The organism is Dehalococcoidia bacterium (assembly GCA_030648205.1).
GTDB lineage: Bacteria > Chloroflexota > Dehalococcoidia > JAUSIH01 > JAUSIH01 > JAUSIH01.
On the sequence record JAUSIH010000045.1, the window covers coordinates 1 to 16,057 of the forward strand.

Sequence of the window (16,057 nt, forward strand, 5' to 3'; positions counted from 1 at the left end):
CCTTTGACTTTGCGCTGCAAATCGGCATACTTGTGGTGCTGGTGTTTGTGGCGTCACGGGTGTACGCGAATACAGCCCGCTAGCCAACCGCGCTCGCGCCAGCCTATAATTCCAATGACCGGAGGGCTGGCGTCATGTTCAAAGCGCCCCGCGGCACGACGGACATTCTGCCGGGCGAGCAGGGCTACTGGACCCACATCCGCGATACGTCGGAGCGCCTCGCTCTGCGCTTCGGCTACCGCCGCATCGAGACGCCCGTCTTCGAGGAGGCGGGACTCTTCGTGCGGAGCGTCGGCGCGGGCACCGACATCGTCGAGAAGGAGATGTACTCCTTCGCCGACCGGGGCGGCGACCAGATGACGCTCCAGCCGGAGGGCACCGCCCCCGTCTGCCGCGCCTATCTGGAGCGCGGCATGCACAACCTGCCCCAGCCGGTGCGCCTCTACTACTTCGCCTCCATCTTCCGCTACGAGCGCCCCCAGGCCGGGCGCTACCGCCAGCACCACCAGTTCGGCGCGGAGGCCATCGGCGACGCCGATCCCGCCGTTGACGCTGAGGTAGTCGTGATGGCATGGCAACTCATGCGGGACATGGGTCTGAAGGGACTGACACTCTCTCTCAACAGCATCGGCGACAAGGCGTGCCGCCCCGCCTACCTGGAAACGCTGCGCGGCTACTATCGCGAACGCCTCGCGCAGCTCTGCGCCGACTGCCAGGCCCGCTTCGAGCGCAACACGCTGCGGCTCCTCGACTGCAAGAAGCCGACGTGCCAGACCCACGCGGAGGCCGCGCCCAAAAGCCACGAGAGCCTGTGCGGTCCGTGCGCCGAACACTTCAGCAAGCTGCGGTCGTATTTGGATGCGCTGGGCTTGCCCTACGCGGTGAGCCACCGGCTGGTGCGCGGCCTGGACTACTACACGCGCACCGTCTTTGAGATACAGCCGCCCGAGGAGGGCGGGCAGAGCACCATCGTCGGCGGAGGGCGCTACGACGGGCTTATCGAGGAGCTGGGAGGCCGGCCCACGCCCGCCGTCGGCTTCGCCACGGGTATCGAACGCATTGCGCTGAACCTGAAGCGTCAGCAGGCGCCGCCGCCGGGACTGCCGCCGGTCCAGGCCTTCGTCTGCTACATGAGCGAGGCGGCGAAGGTGGAAGCGGTGAAGCTGACGGACGCCCTGCGCGGCGCGGGCATCGCCGCGGTGCTGGCGCCGGGCGGCAAGAGCCTGAAAGGGCAGCTCCGCCAGGCGGCGAACACGGGCGCGGCCTACGCGGTCATCCTGGGCGAGGATGAGCTGCGGACCGGCACGGCGGCGGTGAAGCGCGTCGCCACCGGCGAGCAGCGCGCCGTCCCGCTCGGCGAGGTGGCGGCGGCGGTGCAACAAGCGTGACCTCTCGGCGAAAGGGGGAGCAGTCGCATCGGCGCGCGAACGGGCGCCTCCGAGGTCGTCCGCGGACAGGGGACAAAGAAGCGAGCCTGCCTGACGGCAGGCTCGCTCGGTGAAGCGCCAGGGGCGCGGCGCGAGGTCGGCTATCTGTCCAGCCAGACCCTGTCCAGCTTCAAGTTGACATACGGCCCCGGGCCGGGGATGAAGTCCTTGACCTCGTTCCAAAAGCCGCGCTGGTAGACGTCCCAGAAGCCGACGGGGTATGCGGCCATCTCCAGCACGCGCTCCTGCATCTTGCGGACGATCTGCTTGCGCTTGGCCGCGTCCAGCGTGCGTTGCTGCTCCTGGAACATCGCGTCAAGCTCCGGGTCGCTGAAGGAACCGGAGTTGCGCGGGCCGTTTGTCGCGTAGATGGCGGCGAACGGCGGATCGGGGTCGTCTATCGGCTCCGCGTAGCCCCACCACACGGTGTCTATGTTCTTGGCGTTCATCTTCTCCTGGATGGCGCTCTGCTCCTGATTGTCAATCTGCACGTCAATACCGACGGCGGCGAGCTGCTCCTTCACCGCGGGCGCCAGACGTCCCGCGCGGCCGGTGCGGTTGAGCATGGTGGTCTTTAACCCGCCGGCGTATCCCGCCTCGGCCATGAGCTTTTTGGCCTCGGCTATGTCCTGCGTCTTGGGCTGGCGGTAGCCGGGCATCGTGCTCAGTTCGTCCGGCGTCAGGCCCCACGCGCCGAAGGGATGCAGCGCCGCGCCCATGACGCCCAGGTTGTCGTTGAGCTTGATGAGGTTCTGGCGGTCCAGCGCCAGGTGGACGGCGCGGCGGACACGCACGTCGCTCCAGGGCTTCTTCGCCGTGTTCATCATGAAGACCAGGCGGGTGAACGCGGCGTGCTCCTTCACGGTGGCGCGGCCCGCCATCTCCTTCTTGATGGTCTCCGCCTGGTCCGGCGTCATGGCCCGCTGGCCGATGTACGTCATGCGGATGCGGCCCGTGCGGAACGCGGCGAACCGCGTGCTGTCGTCCGGAATGACATAGAAGGTGATGCCGTCCATGTACGGCAGGTTCTTGTCCCAGTAGCCCGCGTACCGCTTGAGCTCCACGCTGACGCCGCGGTCATGCCTGGCGAGGGTGAACGGGCCGGTCCCGTTCACGTCGCGCTTCATGTCGCCCTTGGCCTGGATGGTGTGCTTGGGCATGATGAGCGGCCAGTCCGTAGCCAGCCCCTGCAGAAAGGAGGCGCTCGTGAACTTGAGCTTTATGTTGATGGTGCTCGGGTCAACCACGTCCACCTTGTCAACGGCCGTGAGCAGCGCCGCAACGCGCGGGCTGATGATCTTGTACTGGTCCGGGTAGGCCGCGCGCATCAGGCTGAACGCGGCGTCCTCCGCGGTGAACGGCTTGCCGTCATGCCACGTCACGCCCTTGCGGAGCTGGAACGTGTAGGTCAGGCCATCCTGGCTGACAGCCCACTTCTCCGCAAGCTCGCCCACGATCTCGTTTTGACGCAGATAGTGGTATTTGACCAGACCTTCGTAGTTGTTTCGCAGCGCCAGGAGGGAGTTGGTCGAGGTCTCCTGATGGACGTCATACGTGGGCGGGTCTTCAATGGTCCCTATGAGCAGCACGCCTCCGCGTTTGGCCGCGCCTACAGGCGTCGCCAGAATGGCCGTGGGCAGCGCGGACGGTGGCTGGGGCGCCGAAATCACTGCCACCTGAGTCGGCGACGGCCTGGGGGCCGGTGCGGAGGTAGGCGCCGCCGGAGCCGACGGTGCGGGCGCTGAAGGGGCTGGGGGCGCTACGGACGGGGCGCAGCCGGCCAGGAGCAGGGAGGCTGACGCGAGGCTTGTCCAGAAGATGCGAGAGATCCGGGACGCCTTTGTCATGGTGCTCTCCTTCCGTGACCTTAGAACGTCGGGCAAAGTTGCGCCACGTATAGGAACGCCTGCGGCGTTACGTGTTCGGCGCCGAGAATCCCTCACGGATGCGACTGGCCGGGGACAACTATATGCGTGCGCATTGCGCCCTGTCAAGCTGTGACGTACACTGCACTCGCTCATCCTGTCCGAAGGACTCTCCGCCTTGCGGAGTCCGCTCTGCGGATGCGGACCGGACTCCTTCGGAGAGCCTGATGAAGACGAGCGGACACGGTGGCGGACAGACGTAGACCCTTCGCTTCGCTCACGGTGACATGAGAAGTGGAACGCAGCGCGCATACTGACGCGGGAGGGTCTGGGGGTATCCCCCAGCCGTAGCTTCTTCCCCTTCCCCCTTCGGCTTCGCTCAGGGCGGGCTCTACAGTGGAAGGGGACACAGGGGCTGAGGTATCCCGCTCAAGAGCCCCTCTGAAATCGTGTAAAATGCGCTACGGACTGTGACCTGGTACTTCCCCCGCGCGGTTGACTCAATGCAATGAAGGAGGCATCACTATGACCATGGCGCTGGAAGGCATCAAAGTCCTGGACCTCTCCCGCTACGCTCCCGGCCTCTACTGCTCCATGATGCTGGCGGACATGGGCGCAGACGTCGTCCGCATCGAGGAGCCGGAGGCGAAGGGCCGCCGCGCCGCCCTCATGACCACCGTCAGCGCCCCCGTGCGCGACAAGGTGGACGCGCGCGCCGTCGCGTATCACGCCCTCGACCGCAACAAGCGCAGCATCGCCATTGACCTCAAGAGCGAGGCGGGCCGCGCCGTCTTCCATCGCATGGTCCAGACGGCTGACGTGGTGATGGAGGGCTACCGGCCGGGCGTCGCCGACCGCCTGGGCGTGGGCTACGAGGACCTGAGCCGCATCAACCCCCGCATTGTCTATATGTCCCTCACCGGCTACGGCCAGGACGGCCCCTACAAGAACCTAGTGGGGCATGACATCAACTACATCGCCACTTCGGGCGTGCTCGGCGTCATCGGCCCGAAGGAGGCCCCCGCCATCCCGCTGAACCTTGTGGCCGACTATGCGGGCGGCTCCATGCACGCGGCGCTCGGCATCTGTATCGCCCTCCTGGCGCGCCACAAGACGGGCAAGGGCCAGCACGTGGACATCTCTATGACAGACGGCGCGCTCGCGATGATGGCCCACCCCTACGCCGAGTACCTGTACTCCGGCACGCCCATGCGCCGCTGCGAGGAGCAGCTCAACGGCGCGGCGCCCTTCTACAACTCCTACCAGACGAAGGACGGCAAGTGGATATCCATAGGCGCCATCGAGCCGTACTTCTACGAGAACCTGTGCAAGCTGCTGGGCTGCGAGGACTGCATCCCCGATGAGCACAACCACGCCCTCTGGCCCGCGCGCACGGAGCGGTTCCGCAAGGCCTTCCGCCAGCGCACCCGCGACGAGTGGTTCCAGCGCATGAGCGAGGTGGACGTGTGCGTGGGCAAGGTGTATGACTTCGACGAGATTGAGACCGACCCGCAGCTCCGCCACCGGAAGATGTTTATCGAGATGGAGCATCCGCAGGTCGGCAAGGTCAAGCAGATTGGCATCGGCATCAAGCTGTCGGCGACGCCCGGGAAGGTGCGGCATCTGGCCCCGTCCCGGGGGCAGGACACGGACGCCGTGCTGCGCGAGTACGGGTACAGCGCCGCCGACATTGCGCGGCTCCGGGAGGGCCACGCCATCCTTTAGGCGTCGAAGGTCGCCCCGCTGCAGTGGTAGGAGCCCGTCCGGCAACCGCGCTTCCGAGGAGAGTGCAGAGAGGGCGACGCCTCTCTGCACGGGGGTCTGGGGGTGTCCCTTCGTCTCTCCGGCGAAAGCCGGAGCCCAGGGACGCAAGCTCGCCTGCAACGGGCACGCTGGATTCCGGCCCCGTATCGGGTACGGGGCAAGCTCTCCGCCGGAATGACGGTGGTGAACCAGCGGGCTTTTCCCAGCATTTCTTACAATCTCTTGGGACGGATGGGGATGAACGCCTACATTAAGGCACGATTCCCCCGGGTTGTTGACGAGATCGCTTGACAAACTTTTGGAGCTTTGGTACCGTTAGTCCCGTCATGAAGAACACGGGCTTCGCGACGACAACGTCCGCCCTTACCCGCTCAGGGCTTCTGAGGCGGTCTGCTGTCGCTTCCTCTCGCTTCTTCTCATCCTGCTGTTGTATCTGTACTAGCGCTTCGGCCTAGGCCGAAGCGCTACTCGTTCGCCCGCCCTCGGGCGTTTCCCGTTTTACTCAGGTTTTCCCTTTCGCCATCCCCGTCCGAGAGGACACATGTATCATTACGCACTATATGTACAAAGCGCACACGGGAGAGACCCTTCAGCACAGGTGTCCTCTCGAGTGACCGGCGGCGCGGACCTTCCGTCGCCAGCACGGTCCGTTCACAATTTTTACCCGGCTCTGCCGGGTTTGTAAGGAGCTGGTCATGACCACCGCGAAGAAGCCTGTTCCCTCCAAGGGCATCGTCCCCTACGTGCCCGCGGAAGCGGACGAGTTCCAGCAGATGGCGGCGAGCTACCAGAAGGGGGAGATAAAGGACGCGGAATTCACGCCCTGGCGTCTCCGCCGTGGCATCTACGGCCAGCGTCAGGAGGACCGCCAGATGGTGCGTGTGAAAATCCCCGGCGGCATCCTGACCGCCGACGCGCTCGATATCCTCGGCGAGGTGGCCGAGAAGTATGTGCCTCTGAGGAAGGGGCATATCACCACGCGTGAGAACATCCAGTACCACCACGTGCTGCTGGAGCACGCCCCGGACCTGATGCGACTCATGGGGCAGGCGGGCCTCACCACCCGCGAGGCGTGCGGCAACACGGTCCGCAACGTCATCTCGTGCCCCCTGGGCGGCGTGTGCCGCAACGAGGTCTTTGACCTGACGCCGTACATGGTGGCCTACACCCGCCGTTTCGTCCGGCACCCCGTGACCCAGAACATGCCGCGCAAGTGGAAGACGTCATTCTCCCCCTGCGCGAGCGACTGCGCCAATGCGCCCATGCACGACCTGGGGTTCATCGCCGTCGTCAAGGACGAGAACGGGGTCAGGCGCAAGGGCTTCAAAATGCTCGTGGGCGGCGGCACCTCCATCATGCCCAAGTACGCGCAGACGCTCTACGAGTTCGTGCCAGTGGAGGACTTCCTGCGGGTCAGCGAGGCCGCTCTGCGCGTGTTCAACCAGGCGGACGAGTTGCGCAAGAACAAGATGATGGCGCGGGTCAAGGTGCTCATCCACAAGATTGGCATTGACAAGTACCGGGAGCTGGTGGAGGAGGAGTTGAAGAAGCCGTGGGCGCGGGAAGGCGACTTTGACCCCACGCCCCTGATGGAAGACCTGGTGGCGCATGAGGAGGCCGGTGCGCTGGCCAAGCAGACCAACGGGCATGGCGGAGCGCCGCCGGTGGACCTGGAGTTTGGGGTGTGGCGCAGGAGCAATGCCATCGCCCAGCGGCAGGCCGGCTTCTACGCGGTGTCCGTGAAGGTCACGCGCGGCGACCTCTCGCCCGAGCAGTTCCACGGCCTGGCGGATCTCGTGCGCAGGCACGCCGGCGGCCAGGTGCGGCTCACCCCTGAGCAGAACCTCACCATTCGCTGGGTGCGCGAGCAGCGCCTGTACGATATCTGGAAGGCGCTGAAGGCCCTCAACCTGGCCGAGCCGGACGCTCAGGACATCAACGACGTCTGCTCATGCCCCGGCACCGATAGCTGCAAGCTGGGCATCACGTCGTCCATGGGCCTGGCGCTCGCCCTCCGCGAGTCCTTCAAGACGTACAACGGGCTTGCCGACGACCCGCTCGTCAAGAAGCTGCACATCAAGATGAGCGGCTGCCCCAACGGCTGCGGGCGTCACCATATCGCCAACATCGGCTTTCAGGGCGCGATGGTGAAGGGGCCGGACGGCCAGCAGGTGCCCGCCTTCGAGCCGTTCCTGGGCGGCGCCTATGAGAACGGCGAGACCCGCTACGGCCAGCGGCTGCCGGGGGTCAAGCTCCCGTCCAAGCGCGTGCCGGAGGCCCTCAAAGCGTTCCTGGAGTTCTACAAGGAGAACCGCAGGGAGAACGAGGAGTTCAACGCCTTCTACGACCGCGTAGGGCCGCAGCCCTTCGTGGACATAGCGTCGCGCTTCCGTGATGTGGGGCCGCTCAACAAGGAGACCATTGGCCTGTACATGGACTGGGGGAAGACGGTGCTCTACAAGGTGGAGCGCGGCGAAGGCGAGTGCGCGGTATAGCGCGCCCGACGGGGACAGGCCTTGACAGCGTGCCATGAATGTGCTACGGTAGCTAAAGTATGAATGCGACCGTGCCCGCAAACCGCGTCTGTTGTATGTGTTGTTGTACGCCATCACGAGGGCGTGATGCGCGGCGGTTTGCTGTTGTCGGCGTGGGTGCAGAGAGACGGGCATTTTCTAGCTAACTAGCAACACAGTAACCAGCGCGTAAAACCCCTCGAGTTATGGCTTGAGGGGTTTTTTGTTTGTCCCCGCGCTGCATGGGTCCTGCGGGATAGCCAAGCAGCCTTGAAGAGACGGGCGACCACAGACGAAAACGAGCGGGCACACAGGACAGAGCACATCATGACGAAAAAGAACAGCCAGACGATATCAGGAGCAGCGCCTCCGTCACCACGGACGAGTCGCGCTGGAGGACCGCAATGGGCCTAGGAATATGGTTTATTGTCATTCTGGCGGGCGCCATGGGCCAGTTTGTGGACACTCTGGCGGGTATGGGCTTCGGCGCCTTCTCCAGCAGCTTCATGGTCGCTGGCGGTGTGACGCCCGCGCTGGTCGTGGCCACTGTCAACGTCGCCAAGGTCGGCAGTGGCCTTTTCTCCGGCCTGGCGCACTGGCGCTTTGGCAACGTCCGCTGGAAATGGGCCGGGCCTCTGGCCCTCTCGGGGGTCGCGGGCGGCGTGCTGGGCGGCACCCTACTGGTCCATATTTCGCAGGGACTGACTCGTTTCTGGCTGCCCGTGCTGCTGCTGCTCATGGGACTGCTCCTCCTCCGGCGCTTCTTGTTTGAGGCGACAACCGTGCCAAGCGTGGCCGGCGCGAGCACGGAGTGGGACCCTCCGGCCCGTGCGGGGCTGTGGTGGAACGCAGCGCGAAAGTGGAAGGCCGCCTCCACGGGCGTCCAGCTTGCGGTCATCGGCCTGTTCGGCGGCGTCATCAACGGACTCAGCGGAGCATACGGCCCTTTCACCACCACCTCCGTGTTGCTCACAAAAGGGGGACACCCCCGCTACTCGGTGGGCTCGGTCAACCTGGCCGAGTTCTTCGTCGCCGGCGCCGTGTCCGTCGCTATCCTCTCCCAGATCAACTGGGCTGAGTTCCAGTGGCAGCTTCCTGTCGGCCTCATTGCAGGGAGCGTCCTGACCGCGCCGCTGGGGGCGTATCTCAGCCGTCGCCTCCCCCTCAGGCTCATCGGGGTGTTCATGGGCATTGCTATGGTCGGCCTCAACGTGTTCAGTCTGCTGCGAAGTCTTGCGTGAGATCTGCCACATGCTATTCGTCACTAAGGGAGTGAAAAACGTGAAGGGCCTTCGGGCTGAGGACTGGTTCGCCGCGGGCATGAGCCTGGCCCTCCTTGCCCTTGCCGCTGTGCTCATAGGCCTCGGCTGGGTCTAGCCCGCCCGGGATGGACGCTTTTCAGGAGGTGCGCTTTGATTGAGCAAAAGTACGGTGAACAACTTGCGGAACGCCTGGACGCCGCGAATAAGCGGCTGGACTCGCGTTCCCCTCAGGAGATACTCGCCTGGGCGTTCCAGGAGTACGCGCCGGATATCACGCTGGCGTGCAGCTTCGGCGGCATCACCGGCATGGTCCTGCTGGACATGTCGGCGAAGATATATCCCCAGGTCCGGGTCTTCTATTTGGATACGGACTTCCTCTTTCCGGAGACGTACGAGCTTATCAGAGAGGTGTCGCGGCGCTACGGCATTCAGCCCGTCGGCTTCAAGTCTCGCCTGACGCCTGACGCGCAGGCCAGCCAGTACGGCGGCGCTCTCTGGCAGCGCAACACCGACCTTTGCTGCCAGCTCCGCAAGGTGGAGCCGAACCTTCGCGCCCTGGAAGGCCAGAAGGCGTGGATCTCCGGCCTCCGCCGCGATCAGGCTAACACGCGGACCCAGGTCCGCGTCGTCGAGTGGGACGCCAAGTTCAGCCTGGCCAAGGTCAACCCGTTGGCCTACTGGAACGAGGAGCAGGTCTGGCAGTACATCCGGGACAACAACGTCCCCTACAACAAGCTCCACGACAGGGGGTATCCCAGCATTGGCTGCACGTATTGCACGCGGGCGGTGAAGCCGGGGGAGCACGCGCGCGCGGGACGCTGGTCCGGGTCCGAAAAGACGGAGTGCGGCCTCCACACGCCCGGTCAAGTCACGCTTGGATTCGATATCAAACCAGGAGAGGGAGTGAAAGGCGACAATGACACTAACGCAGGTTAAGACCGTGAACCGGGGAGTGACAATCTGGCTGACAGGGCTCTCCGGCTCTGGCAAGACGACGATCGCAAGAGCTCTGGCGGAGCGCCTGACCCGCCAGGGCATAGCAGTCGAGATACTGGACGGCGATGAGGTGCGGCGCAACCTGAGCGCTGACCTGGGCTTTTCCGCGGAGGACCGCGAGAAGCACAACAAGCGCGTCATTTACGTGAGCAAGCTCCTCATGCAGAGCGGCATCACCGTCATTGTGCCGCTCATCTCGCCGTACCGGGTGGTGCGGGAGTTCGCGCGCAAGGAGCTGGGCCGCTTCGTCGAGGTGTACGTCGAGTGCCCGCTGGAGGAGTGCATCCGTCGCGACGTCAAGGGGCTGTACGCGAAGGCGCTCCGGGGCGAAATCCCCAAGTTCACGGGTGTCTCCGACCCCTATGAGGCCCCGGACAATCCCGAGGTGCTTGTTCAGACGGACAAGCAGTCCCTGAATGAATGCGTCGAGCGCGTCCTGGACGCCGTATCCGAGAAGGGGTATCTGGCGAGCGGCTCCCCGCACGGCGGCGTGCTCGTGGACAGGCGCGTTTCCGGCGACGAGGCCCGCGCCCTCCGCGAGGAGGCGACGCGCCTGCCCGGCGTCGCGCTGGACGCCTTCGGCCTGAACGACCTGTACATGATAAGCTCCGGCGCCTTCAGCCCGCTGCGCGGGTTCATGGACCGGAACGACTACACCAGCGTTCTGGAAAACATGCGGCTCCAGAACGGGCTTGTCTGGTCGCTTCCGGTTACACTCCCCGTCACGGCCGAGGAGTCGAAGAAGCTCGGCGGCGCTTCGCGCGTCGCGTTGCGCGACGCCAGTGGCCGCTCGGTGGCCGTGCTCGACCTCAAGGACGTCTTCCAGATTGATCGGAAGAAGGAGGCGCGGCTCGCCTTCGGGACGGAGGAAGAGGCCCATCCGGGTGTTGCGTCACTGTTCAAGCGGCCTGATACGCGCATCGCGGGGCGGGTGTCCGTCTTCGAGGACATAGCGCTCAGGGAGTTCGCCGAGGAATGGCACGAGCCGCGCGACACGCGCGAGATTTTCCAGAAGCGCGGGTGGAAGACGGTGGTCGGCTTCCAGACACGCAACCCGGTCCATCGCGCGCATGAGTATATCCAGAAGTGCGCTCTCGAGATATGCGACGGGCTGCTGCTGCACCCGCTGGTCGGCGAGACGAAGGCGGGCGACATACCGGCCGACCTCCGCATGCGCTCGTACCGCGCGATTCTTCAGGGCTATTATCCCAAGGACAGGGTATTGCTCTCCGTGCTGCCGGCCTACATGCGGTACGCCGGCCCGCGCGAGGCCATCTTCCACGCCCTCGTCCGCAAGAACTACGGCTGCACCCACTTCATCGTGGGGCGCGACCACGCGGGCGTCGGCAACTACTACGGCACGTACGATGCCCAGAACCTCCTGCGGCAGTTCGCGCCCGCCGACCTGGGCATAACGCCGCTGTTCTTCGAGAACTCGTTCTACTGCCGCGAGTGTGGGAACATGGCGTCCAGCAAGACCTGCCCGCACGACGCGTCACGCCACCTGAACCTGAGCGGCACGAAGGTCCGCGAGATGCTCGAAAAGGGCGAGCTTCCGCCCGCCGAGTTCTCCCGACCGGAGGTGGCGCGCGTGCTGGCGGACGGGGCGAAGGCAAAGGTATCCTGACCGGTGAGGTCTGGCACGACGATGCGGCGCATGAAAAGACATATGCCTGCAAGTGATCTGAGGGGCCGCTGCTGCTGTTGTACCAGTAGAGGGGAGAACTCGTCTTGCCTGCCTTGGGAGTCAAGCAGGCGGGCGGATTCCGGATAGCTGGCGCAACAGCCTGGAAAAGTTCAACCCCTCGTTCGCAAGACCGAGGGGTTTTCTTTTTCCAGAAGAATCAGAAAGGACGAACATGAAGGCCCCTGTTTTCACGGCGATAACCGCACTTTTGCTGGCTGCCGCAGTCGGCTGCTCGGCGGGCGCTCCCGCTCCGCAACAGGTGACGCTCCGGCTGGGCTATTTCCCCAACATTACGCACTCCCAGCCCATCGTAGGGCTGGCGCGCGGCACGTTCGCGCAGGCGCTTGGCCCCAACGTCAAGCTCGACACGAAAACGTTCAACGCCGGGCCGTCCGCCATCGAGGCGCTCTTCGCCGGCGCGATAGACGCCACCTATATAGGCCCCAATCCCGCCATCAACGGCTATGCGAGGTCCGACGGGAAGGCGCTGCGCATCGTGGCGGGCGCCACCAGCGGGGGAGCGATGTTCGTGGTGCGCCCCGACCGCGGCATCAGCAAGCCCGTGGACCTCGCCGGCAAGAAGATAGCTTCCCCTCAACTGGGCAACACGCAGGACGTGGCGCTCCGCGCGTACATAAAGGCCAATGGTCTGAACACAAAGGAGGACGGCGGGAACGTCGAGGTCGTCCCGACCGCCAATCCGGATATCCTGACGCTCTTCAGGAAGGGCGACATCGATGGCGCGTGGGTCCCCGAACCGTGGGGCACGCGGCTTGTCCAGGAAGCCAGCGGTCGTGTCTTTCTCGACGAGCGAAAGCTCTGGCCTGACGGGGACTTCGTGACCACTCACCTCATCGTCCGAACGGAGTTCCTTGAGCAGCATCCGAACGTTGTGGAAGACCTGGTGCGGGCGAATGTCGAGACCACCCTCTGGATCAACGCCAATCAGAAGGAAGCCACTCAGTTGGTCATCAGCGGCATCCGCGACGTCACCGGCGCGACGTTGCCGCAGGAGCAGGTCAGCGCGGCGTTCCAGAATCTCCGCATCACCTACGACCCCATCGCTCCCAGCCTCCGGAAGTCCGCGGAGGACGCTTTCAAGCTCGGCTTTCTCGGGAGCAAGGAGCCTGACCTTCGGAATATCTACGCCCTTGACCCTCTCAACAAAGTCCTGAAGGAGAAGGGCCTTCAGCCCGTCAGCCGGTAGAAAGGACGCACGATGACTATCTCAACCATCACCGAAAGAGGTCCCGCTGGCGCCTTCGCCCCCGCTCTTGGGAGAACGGGCGAAAACATCGCTCGGACGTCGAAGCCGCTCCTCTCGCTCAAGTCGGTCGCGAGGCGGTTCATGACCAGTCGGCAGAACACGACCGCGCTGGAGGGGCTGACGTTCGACGTCCATGCCGGCGAGTTCCTGTGCATCGTCGGGCCGTCCGGAGGCGGGAAGTCCACGCTGCTCAACGTCATAGCGGGGCTGGACGCCCCGGACGGAGGGCAGGTCCTGTTTGAAGACAAGCCGGTCACCAAAGCAAGCCCGGAGCGCGTCGTGGTCTTCCAGGAACCAGCGCTGTTCCCCTGGCTGAACGTGCGGGCGAACGTGGAGTTCGGTCTGCTGCTGAAAGGCTCCCCCGCGGAGGAGAGGCGCGCGGCGGTGGACAGATGCCTGGACATGGTCAACCTGCGCCACTTTGAGCGCGCATACGTGCACGAGCTTTCCGGCGGCATGAAGCAGCGCGTCCAGCTTGCCCGCGCCCTCGCGGTGGAGCCGCGAATGCTGCTCATGGACGAGCCATTCGCCGCGCTCGACGCGCAGACGCGGGACATACTCCAGCATGAGCTTCAGGAAATCTGGGCCCGGACTCGCACGACCATTATCTTCGTCACGCATAACGTCCGGGAGGCGGTCATCCTCGCCGACCGCGTGCTCGTCATGACGCCCTCTCCGGGGCGGGTCAAGGCCGCGATTCCCGTCCCGTTGCCCCGCCCACGCGACGCTGATGCGCATGAGGTGGTTGACCTCGCGGCCCGCGTCAGGGCTGAGCTGCAGCACGACGTGGTATCGGTCTGAAGCGTGAGGGCCAGCGACATGTTTGGAAGGGTCGCTCGACTGCTCGTGTTTCTTGGCGCCATCGTCGCGGTGTGGCAGATCGTGACGATGGCTGAGATATGGCCGTCCTTCGCCCTTCCGTCGCCCGCTTCGGTCCTGTCGACGCTATGGGAGAACACAGAGAACGGGCGCATCTTCAGAGCTCTGGCGATCAGCATGCAGCGTCTCGCCGTCGGGTTCACCATATCTATTATCATTGGCATGGCCATCGGGATTCTCAACGGCACCGTGCGCGGGGCGGACGAGACGCTGGGCACTATCGTGCTGGGGCTGCAGTCGCTGCCCAGCGTCGTCTGGCTGCCGCTCGCGGTCCTGTGGCTTGGACTGAACGAGCGCGCGATTGTCTTTGTCGTCCTGATGGGATCGCTGTTCTCCATCTCGATTTCGGCGAGGGACGGCGTTCAAAACATCTCGCCGCTCCTGAAACGCGCCGGTCAGACCTATGGCGCGACAAGCTGGCAGATGTACCGCTACGTGATCATCCCGGGGATGACGCCCTCCATAGCGCATGGGCTGAAGCTCGGCTGGTCGTTCGCCTGGCGTTCACTGATGGCCGGGGAGCTTCTGTTCGCGGGGCTGGGCCTTGGCCAGATGCTGAACATGGGCCGCGATTTGAACGATATGAGCCTTGTCCTGGCCGTGATGCTCGTTATCATCCTCGTGGGACTCACCATGGACCGGCTGGTCTTCGGGCGCTTTGAAGCGTGGGTCCGGGAGCGCTGGGGACTGCAAACGACTTGAGAGCGTGAGGTGCGCCCTTCGACTTGACACGGAGCATGGCGAGGTGCTTTGCTGGGATGGGGGAGGCGCTCCATGCTTATAGGGCTTATTTCCGACACGCACATCCCGGAGTTCGGCCCGCACCTGCCGGAGGCCGCGTACAGCGCCCTCAAGGGTGTGGACCTGCTGATGCACGCCGGCGACCTCCACAAACTCGACGTTCTCGACTGGCTGGAGCAGCGCATCGGCGTGTCCATCTACTGCGCCCGCGGCAACGGCGACAGCGGCTACGACGGCCGCCCGCGCGTGCCGGACGACCCGCGCATCAAGGACGCGCACGTGTTGACCCTGGAAGGACTGCGCATCGGCCTCGTCCACGCGGTGCCCCTGCCCGACGAGTGCCCGTGGATACCCGTCGAGAGCAGCATGGAGCGGTACTTCGGCGGGCCGGTGGACGTCATCGTGAACGGGGACACGCACGTCGAGCAGGTGCTGGAGCACAGGGGCGTGCTGTTCGTAAACCCGGGCAGTCCGACGTTCCCGCACAACCTGGTGGGCGTGCCCGGCCACGTGGCGCTGCTGGAGCTCCGCGACGGCAAGGCGCGCGCGGAGATCATCAAGCTGGGGTAGCGCGGGGCCCCCGCGTCCTGCGACCTTCCGCACCTGTACCCACGCCTCGGCTCGCCTGTGCTACACTGTGCCCGCCCATTCTCGCCGGAGGTGCCCGCCATGCCCGATAAGACCGCCACTCTCGCTGAGCTAACCGACGTCTTCCGCCGCAACCGCGCCGCGCTCATGCGGGACATCGAGCGCGTGCCGGAGGTGCTGATACACACGCCTCCCTTCGACGGCGGCTGGTCGGTGGCGCAGACCCTCGCCCACATCCTCGCCGCGGACACGAGCTTCATTGGGCGCGTGGACCGCATGCTGACCAATCCGGGCAAGGACATCCCCATGATGCAGGCGGTCGCCGACGCGCCGCTGCATCCCTCGGTGAGCAGGACAACGCGGAGGCAATTCGTCGAGCAGCTCAAGGCGGGTGAGGAGAAGGCGCTGCAATGTATGGCGAGGCTCACGCCCGCCGACCTGGCCGTCTCCGGCAAGCACCCGCGCTTCGGGGTCGTCACCGTGGAGAGTGTCCTGAAGCACCTGGCGGAGCATGCGGAGGAGCACCGCCGGCAGATCGTCGAGACCGCCGAGCGGGTGGCCGCGCAGCCGCCGCCGAGCGCGGAGTCGCTCTCGCTCGCCATCGAGCGCAGCCTGGCCGCGTTCATGGAGGCGTTCGCGCGCGTGCCGGACCGGCATCTGCATAGCGTGCCCAAGCCCGGCGAGTGGACGCCCGCCCAGATAGCGGTGCACCTGGCGGCCGCGGAGCGGGGCTATCTCCACAACATGAGCGCCGTCCGCGCCACGCCCGGCTGCACGCTGGGCGGTGTGCCCGACGCGGCGAACGCGCCCGTGGCGCCGGACGTGCCGGGTCTGACGCGCGGGCAGATCGTGGACAGGCTGGCGGAGGCACGGCAGACGGTGCTGGCCTACGTCGCCCAGCTCAAGCCGGAGGAGATGCGGCAGTACGGGGTGAACCCCACCCGCGGCCTGATGAGCGTGGAGTTCATGCTCCGGCGGGAGGCGTCGCACCCGCTGGATCACCGGATGCAGCTTCTGGAAACGCTCGACATGCTGGCGAAGGGCGCGGGCGCGTCTTAGAGCCTATTC

13 protein-coding genes are annotated in these 16,057 nt (G+C 65.3%); 12 read left to right on the forward strand and 1 reads right to left on the reverse strand.

Annotation, left to right across the window (positions count from 1 at the left end):
* Positions 1-134 precede the first annotated feature (134 nt).
* Positions 135-1,388 (forward strand): histidine--tRNA ligase, encoded by a 1,254-nt coding sequence (gene hisS, locus Q7T26_05295; GenBank protein MDO8531570.1) that lies wholly within the window; start codon positions 135-137, stop codon positions 1,386-1,388.
* A gap of 140 nt (positions 1,389-1,528) precedes the next feature.
* Here hisS and Q7T26_05300 read toward each other — a convergent pair whose 3' ends face one another.
* Entirely contained in the window at positions 1,529-3,274 is a 1,746-nt protein-coding gene (locus Q7T26_05300; GenBank protein ID MDO8531571.1) for an ABC transporter substrate-binding protein, read from the reverse strand.
* Positions 3,275-3,817: 543 nt separating this feature from the next.
* On the opposite strand from Q7T26_05300, the gene Q7T26_05305 reads away from it, so the two are divergent.
* The 11 genes from Q7T26_05305 to Q7T26_05355 all read left to right on the forward strand — a co-directional run bounded on the left by Q7T26_05305 (position 3,818) and on the right by Q7T26_05355 (position 16,048).
* Positions 3,818-5,017, forward strand: a complete 1,200-nt coding sequence (locus tag Q7T26_05305; GenBank protein MDO8531572.1) for a CaiB/BaiF CoA-transferase family protein — start codon at positions 3,818-3,820, stop codon at positions 5,015-5,017.
* A 734-nt stretch (positions 5,018-5,751) separates the two neighbouring features.
* Entirely contained in the window at positions 5,752-7,551 is a 1,800-nt protein-coding gene (locus Q7T26_05310) for a nitrite/sulfite reductase (protein ID MDO8531573.1), read from the forward strand.
* A 422-nt stretch (positions 7,552-7,973) separates the two neighbouring features.
* Positions 7,974-8,810, forward strand: coding sequence for a sulfite exporter TauE/SafE family protein (locus Q7T26_05315; GenBank protein ID MDO8531574.1), 837 nt, complete (start codon positions 7,974-7,976; stop codon positions 8,808-8,810).
* A gap of 10 nt (positions 8,811-8,820) precedes the next feature.
* Entirely contained in the window at positions 8,821-8,946 is a 126-nt protein-coding gene (locus Q7T26_05320; GenBank protein MDO8531575.1) for a hypothetical protein, read from the forward strand.
* Positions 8,947-8,984: 38 nt separating this feature from the next.
* Positions 8,985-9,767 (forward strand): phosphoadenylyl-sulfate reductase, encoded by a 783-nt coding sequence (locus Q7T26_05325; GenBank protein MDO8531576.1) that lies wholly within the window; start codon positions 8,985-8,987, stop codon positions 9,765-9,767.
* Positions 9,748-11,454 carry a sulfate adenylyltransferase gene (gene sat / locus Q7T26_05330; GenBank protein MDO8531577.1) on the forward strand — a complete coding sequence of 569 codons (1,707 nt, stop codon included), beginning with the start codon at positions 9,748-9,750 and terminating at the stop codon, positions 11,452-11,454. The genes Q7T26_05325 and sat overlap by 20 nt, the downstream gene beginning before the upstream one ends.
* Before the next feature lie 232 nt (positions 11,455-11,686).
* Complete coding sequence (locus tag Q7T26_05335; GenBank protein ID MDO8531578.1) at positions 11,687-12,721, forward strand: ABC transporter substrate-binding protein; 1,035 nt, start codon at positions 11,687-11,689, stop codon at positions 12,719-12,721.
* A gap of 12 nt (positions 12,722-12,733) precedes the next feature.
* Positions 12,734-13,582, forward strand: coding sequence for an ABC transporter ATP-binding protein (locus tag Q7T26_05340; protein MDO8531579.1), 849 nt, complete (start codon positions 12,734-12,736; stop codon positions 13,580-13,582).
* Positions 13,583-13,600: 18 nt separating this feature from the next.
* Positions 13,601-14,362 carry an ABC transporter permease gene (locus tag Q7T26_05345; protein ID MDO8531580.1) on the forward strand — a complete coding sequence of 254 codons (762 nt, stop codon included), beginning with the start codon at positions 13,601-13,603 and terminating at the stop codon, positions 14,360-14,362.
* A 72-nt stretch (positions 14,363-14,434) separates the two neighbouring features.
* Positions 14,435-14,971: a YfcE family phosphodiesterase gene (locus Q7T26_05350; protein ID MDO8531581.1), complete on the forward strand. Its 537-nt coding sequence runs from the start codon at positions 14,435-14,437 to the stop codon at positions 14,969-14,971.
* A gap of 99 nt (positions 14,972-15,070) precedes the next feature.
* Positions 15,071-16,048, forward strand: a complete 978-nt coding sequence (locus Q7T26_05355) for a DinB family protein (protein ID MDO8531582.1) — start codon at positions 15,071-15,073, stop codon at positions 16,046-16,048.
* Positions 16,049-16,057 lie beyond the last annotated feature (9 nt).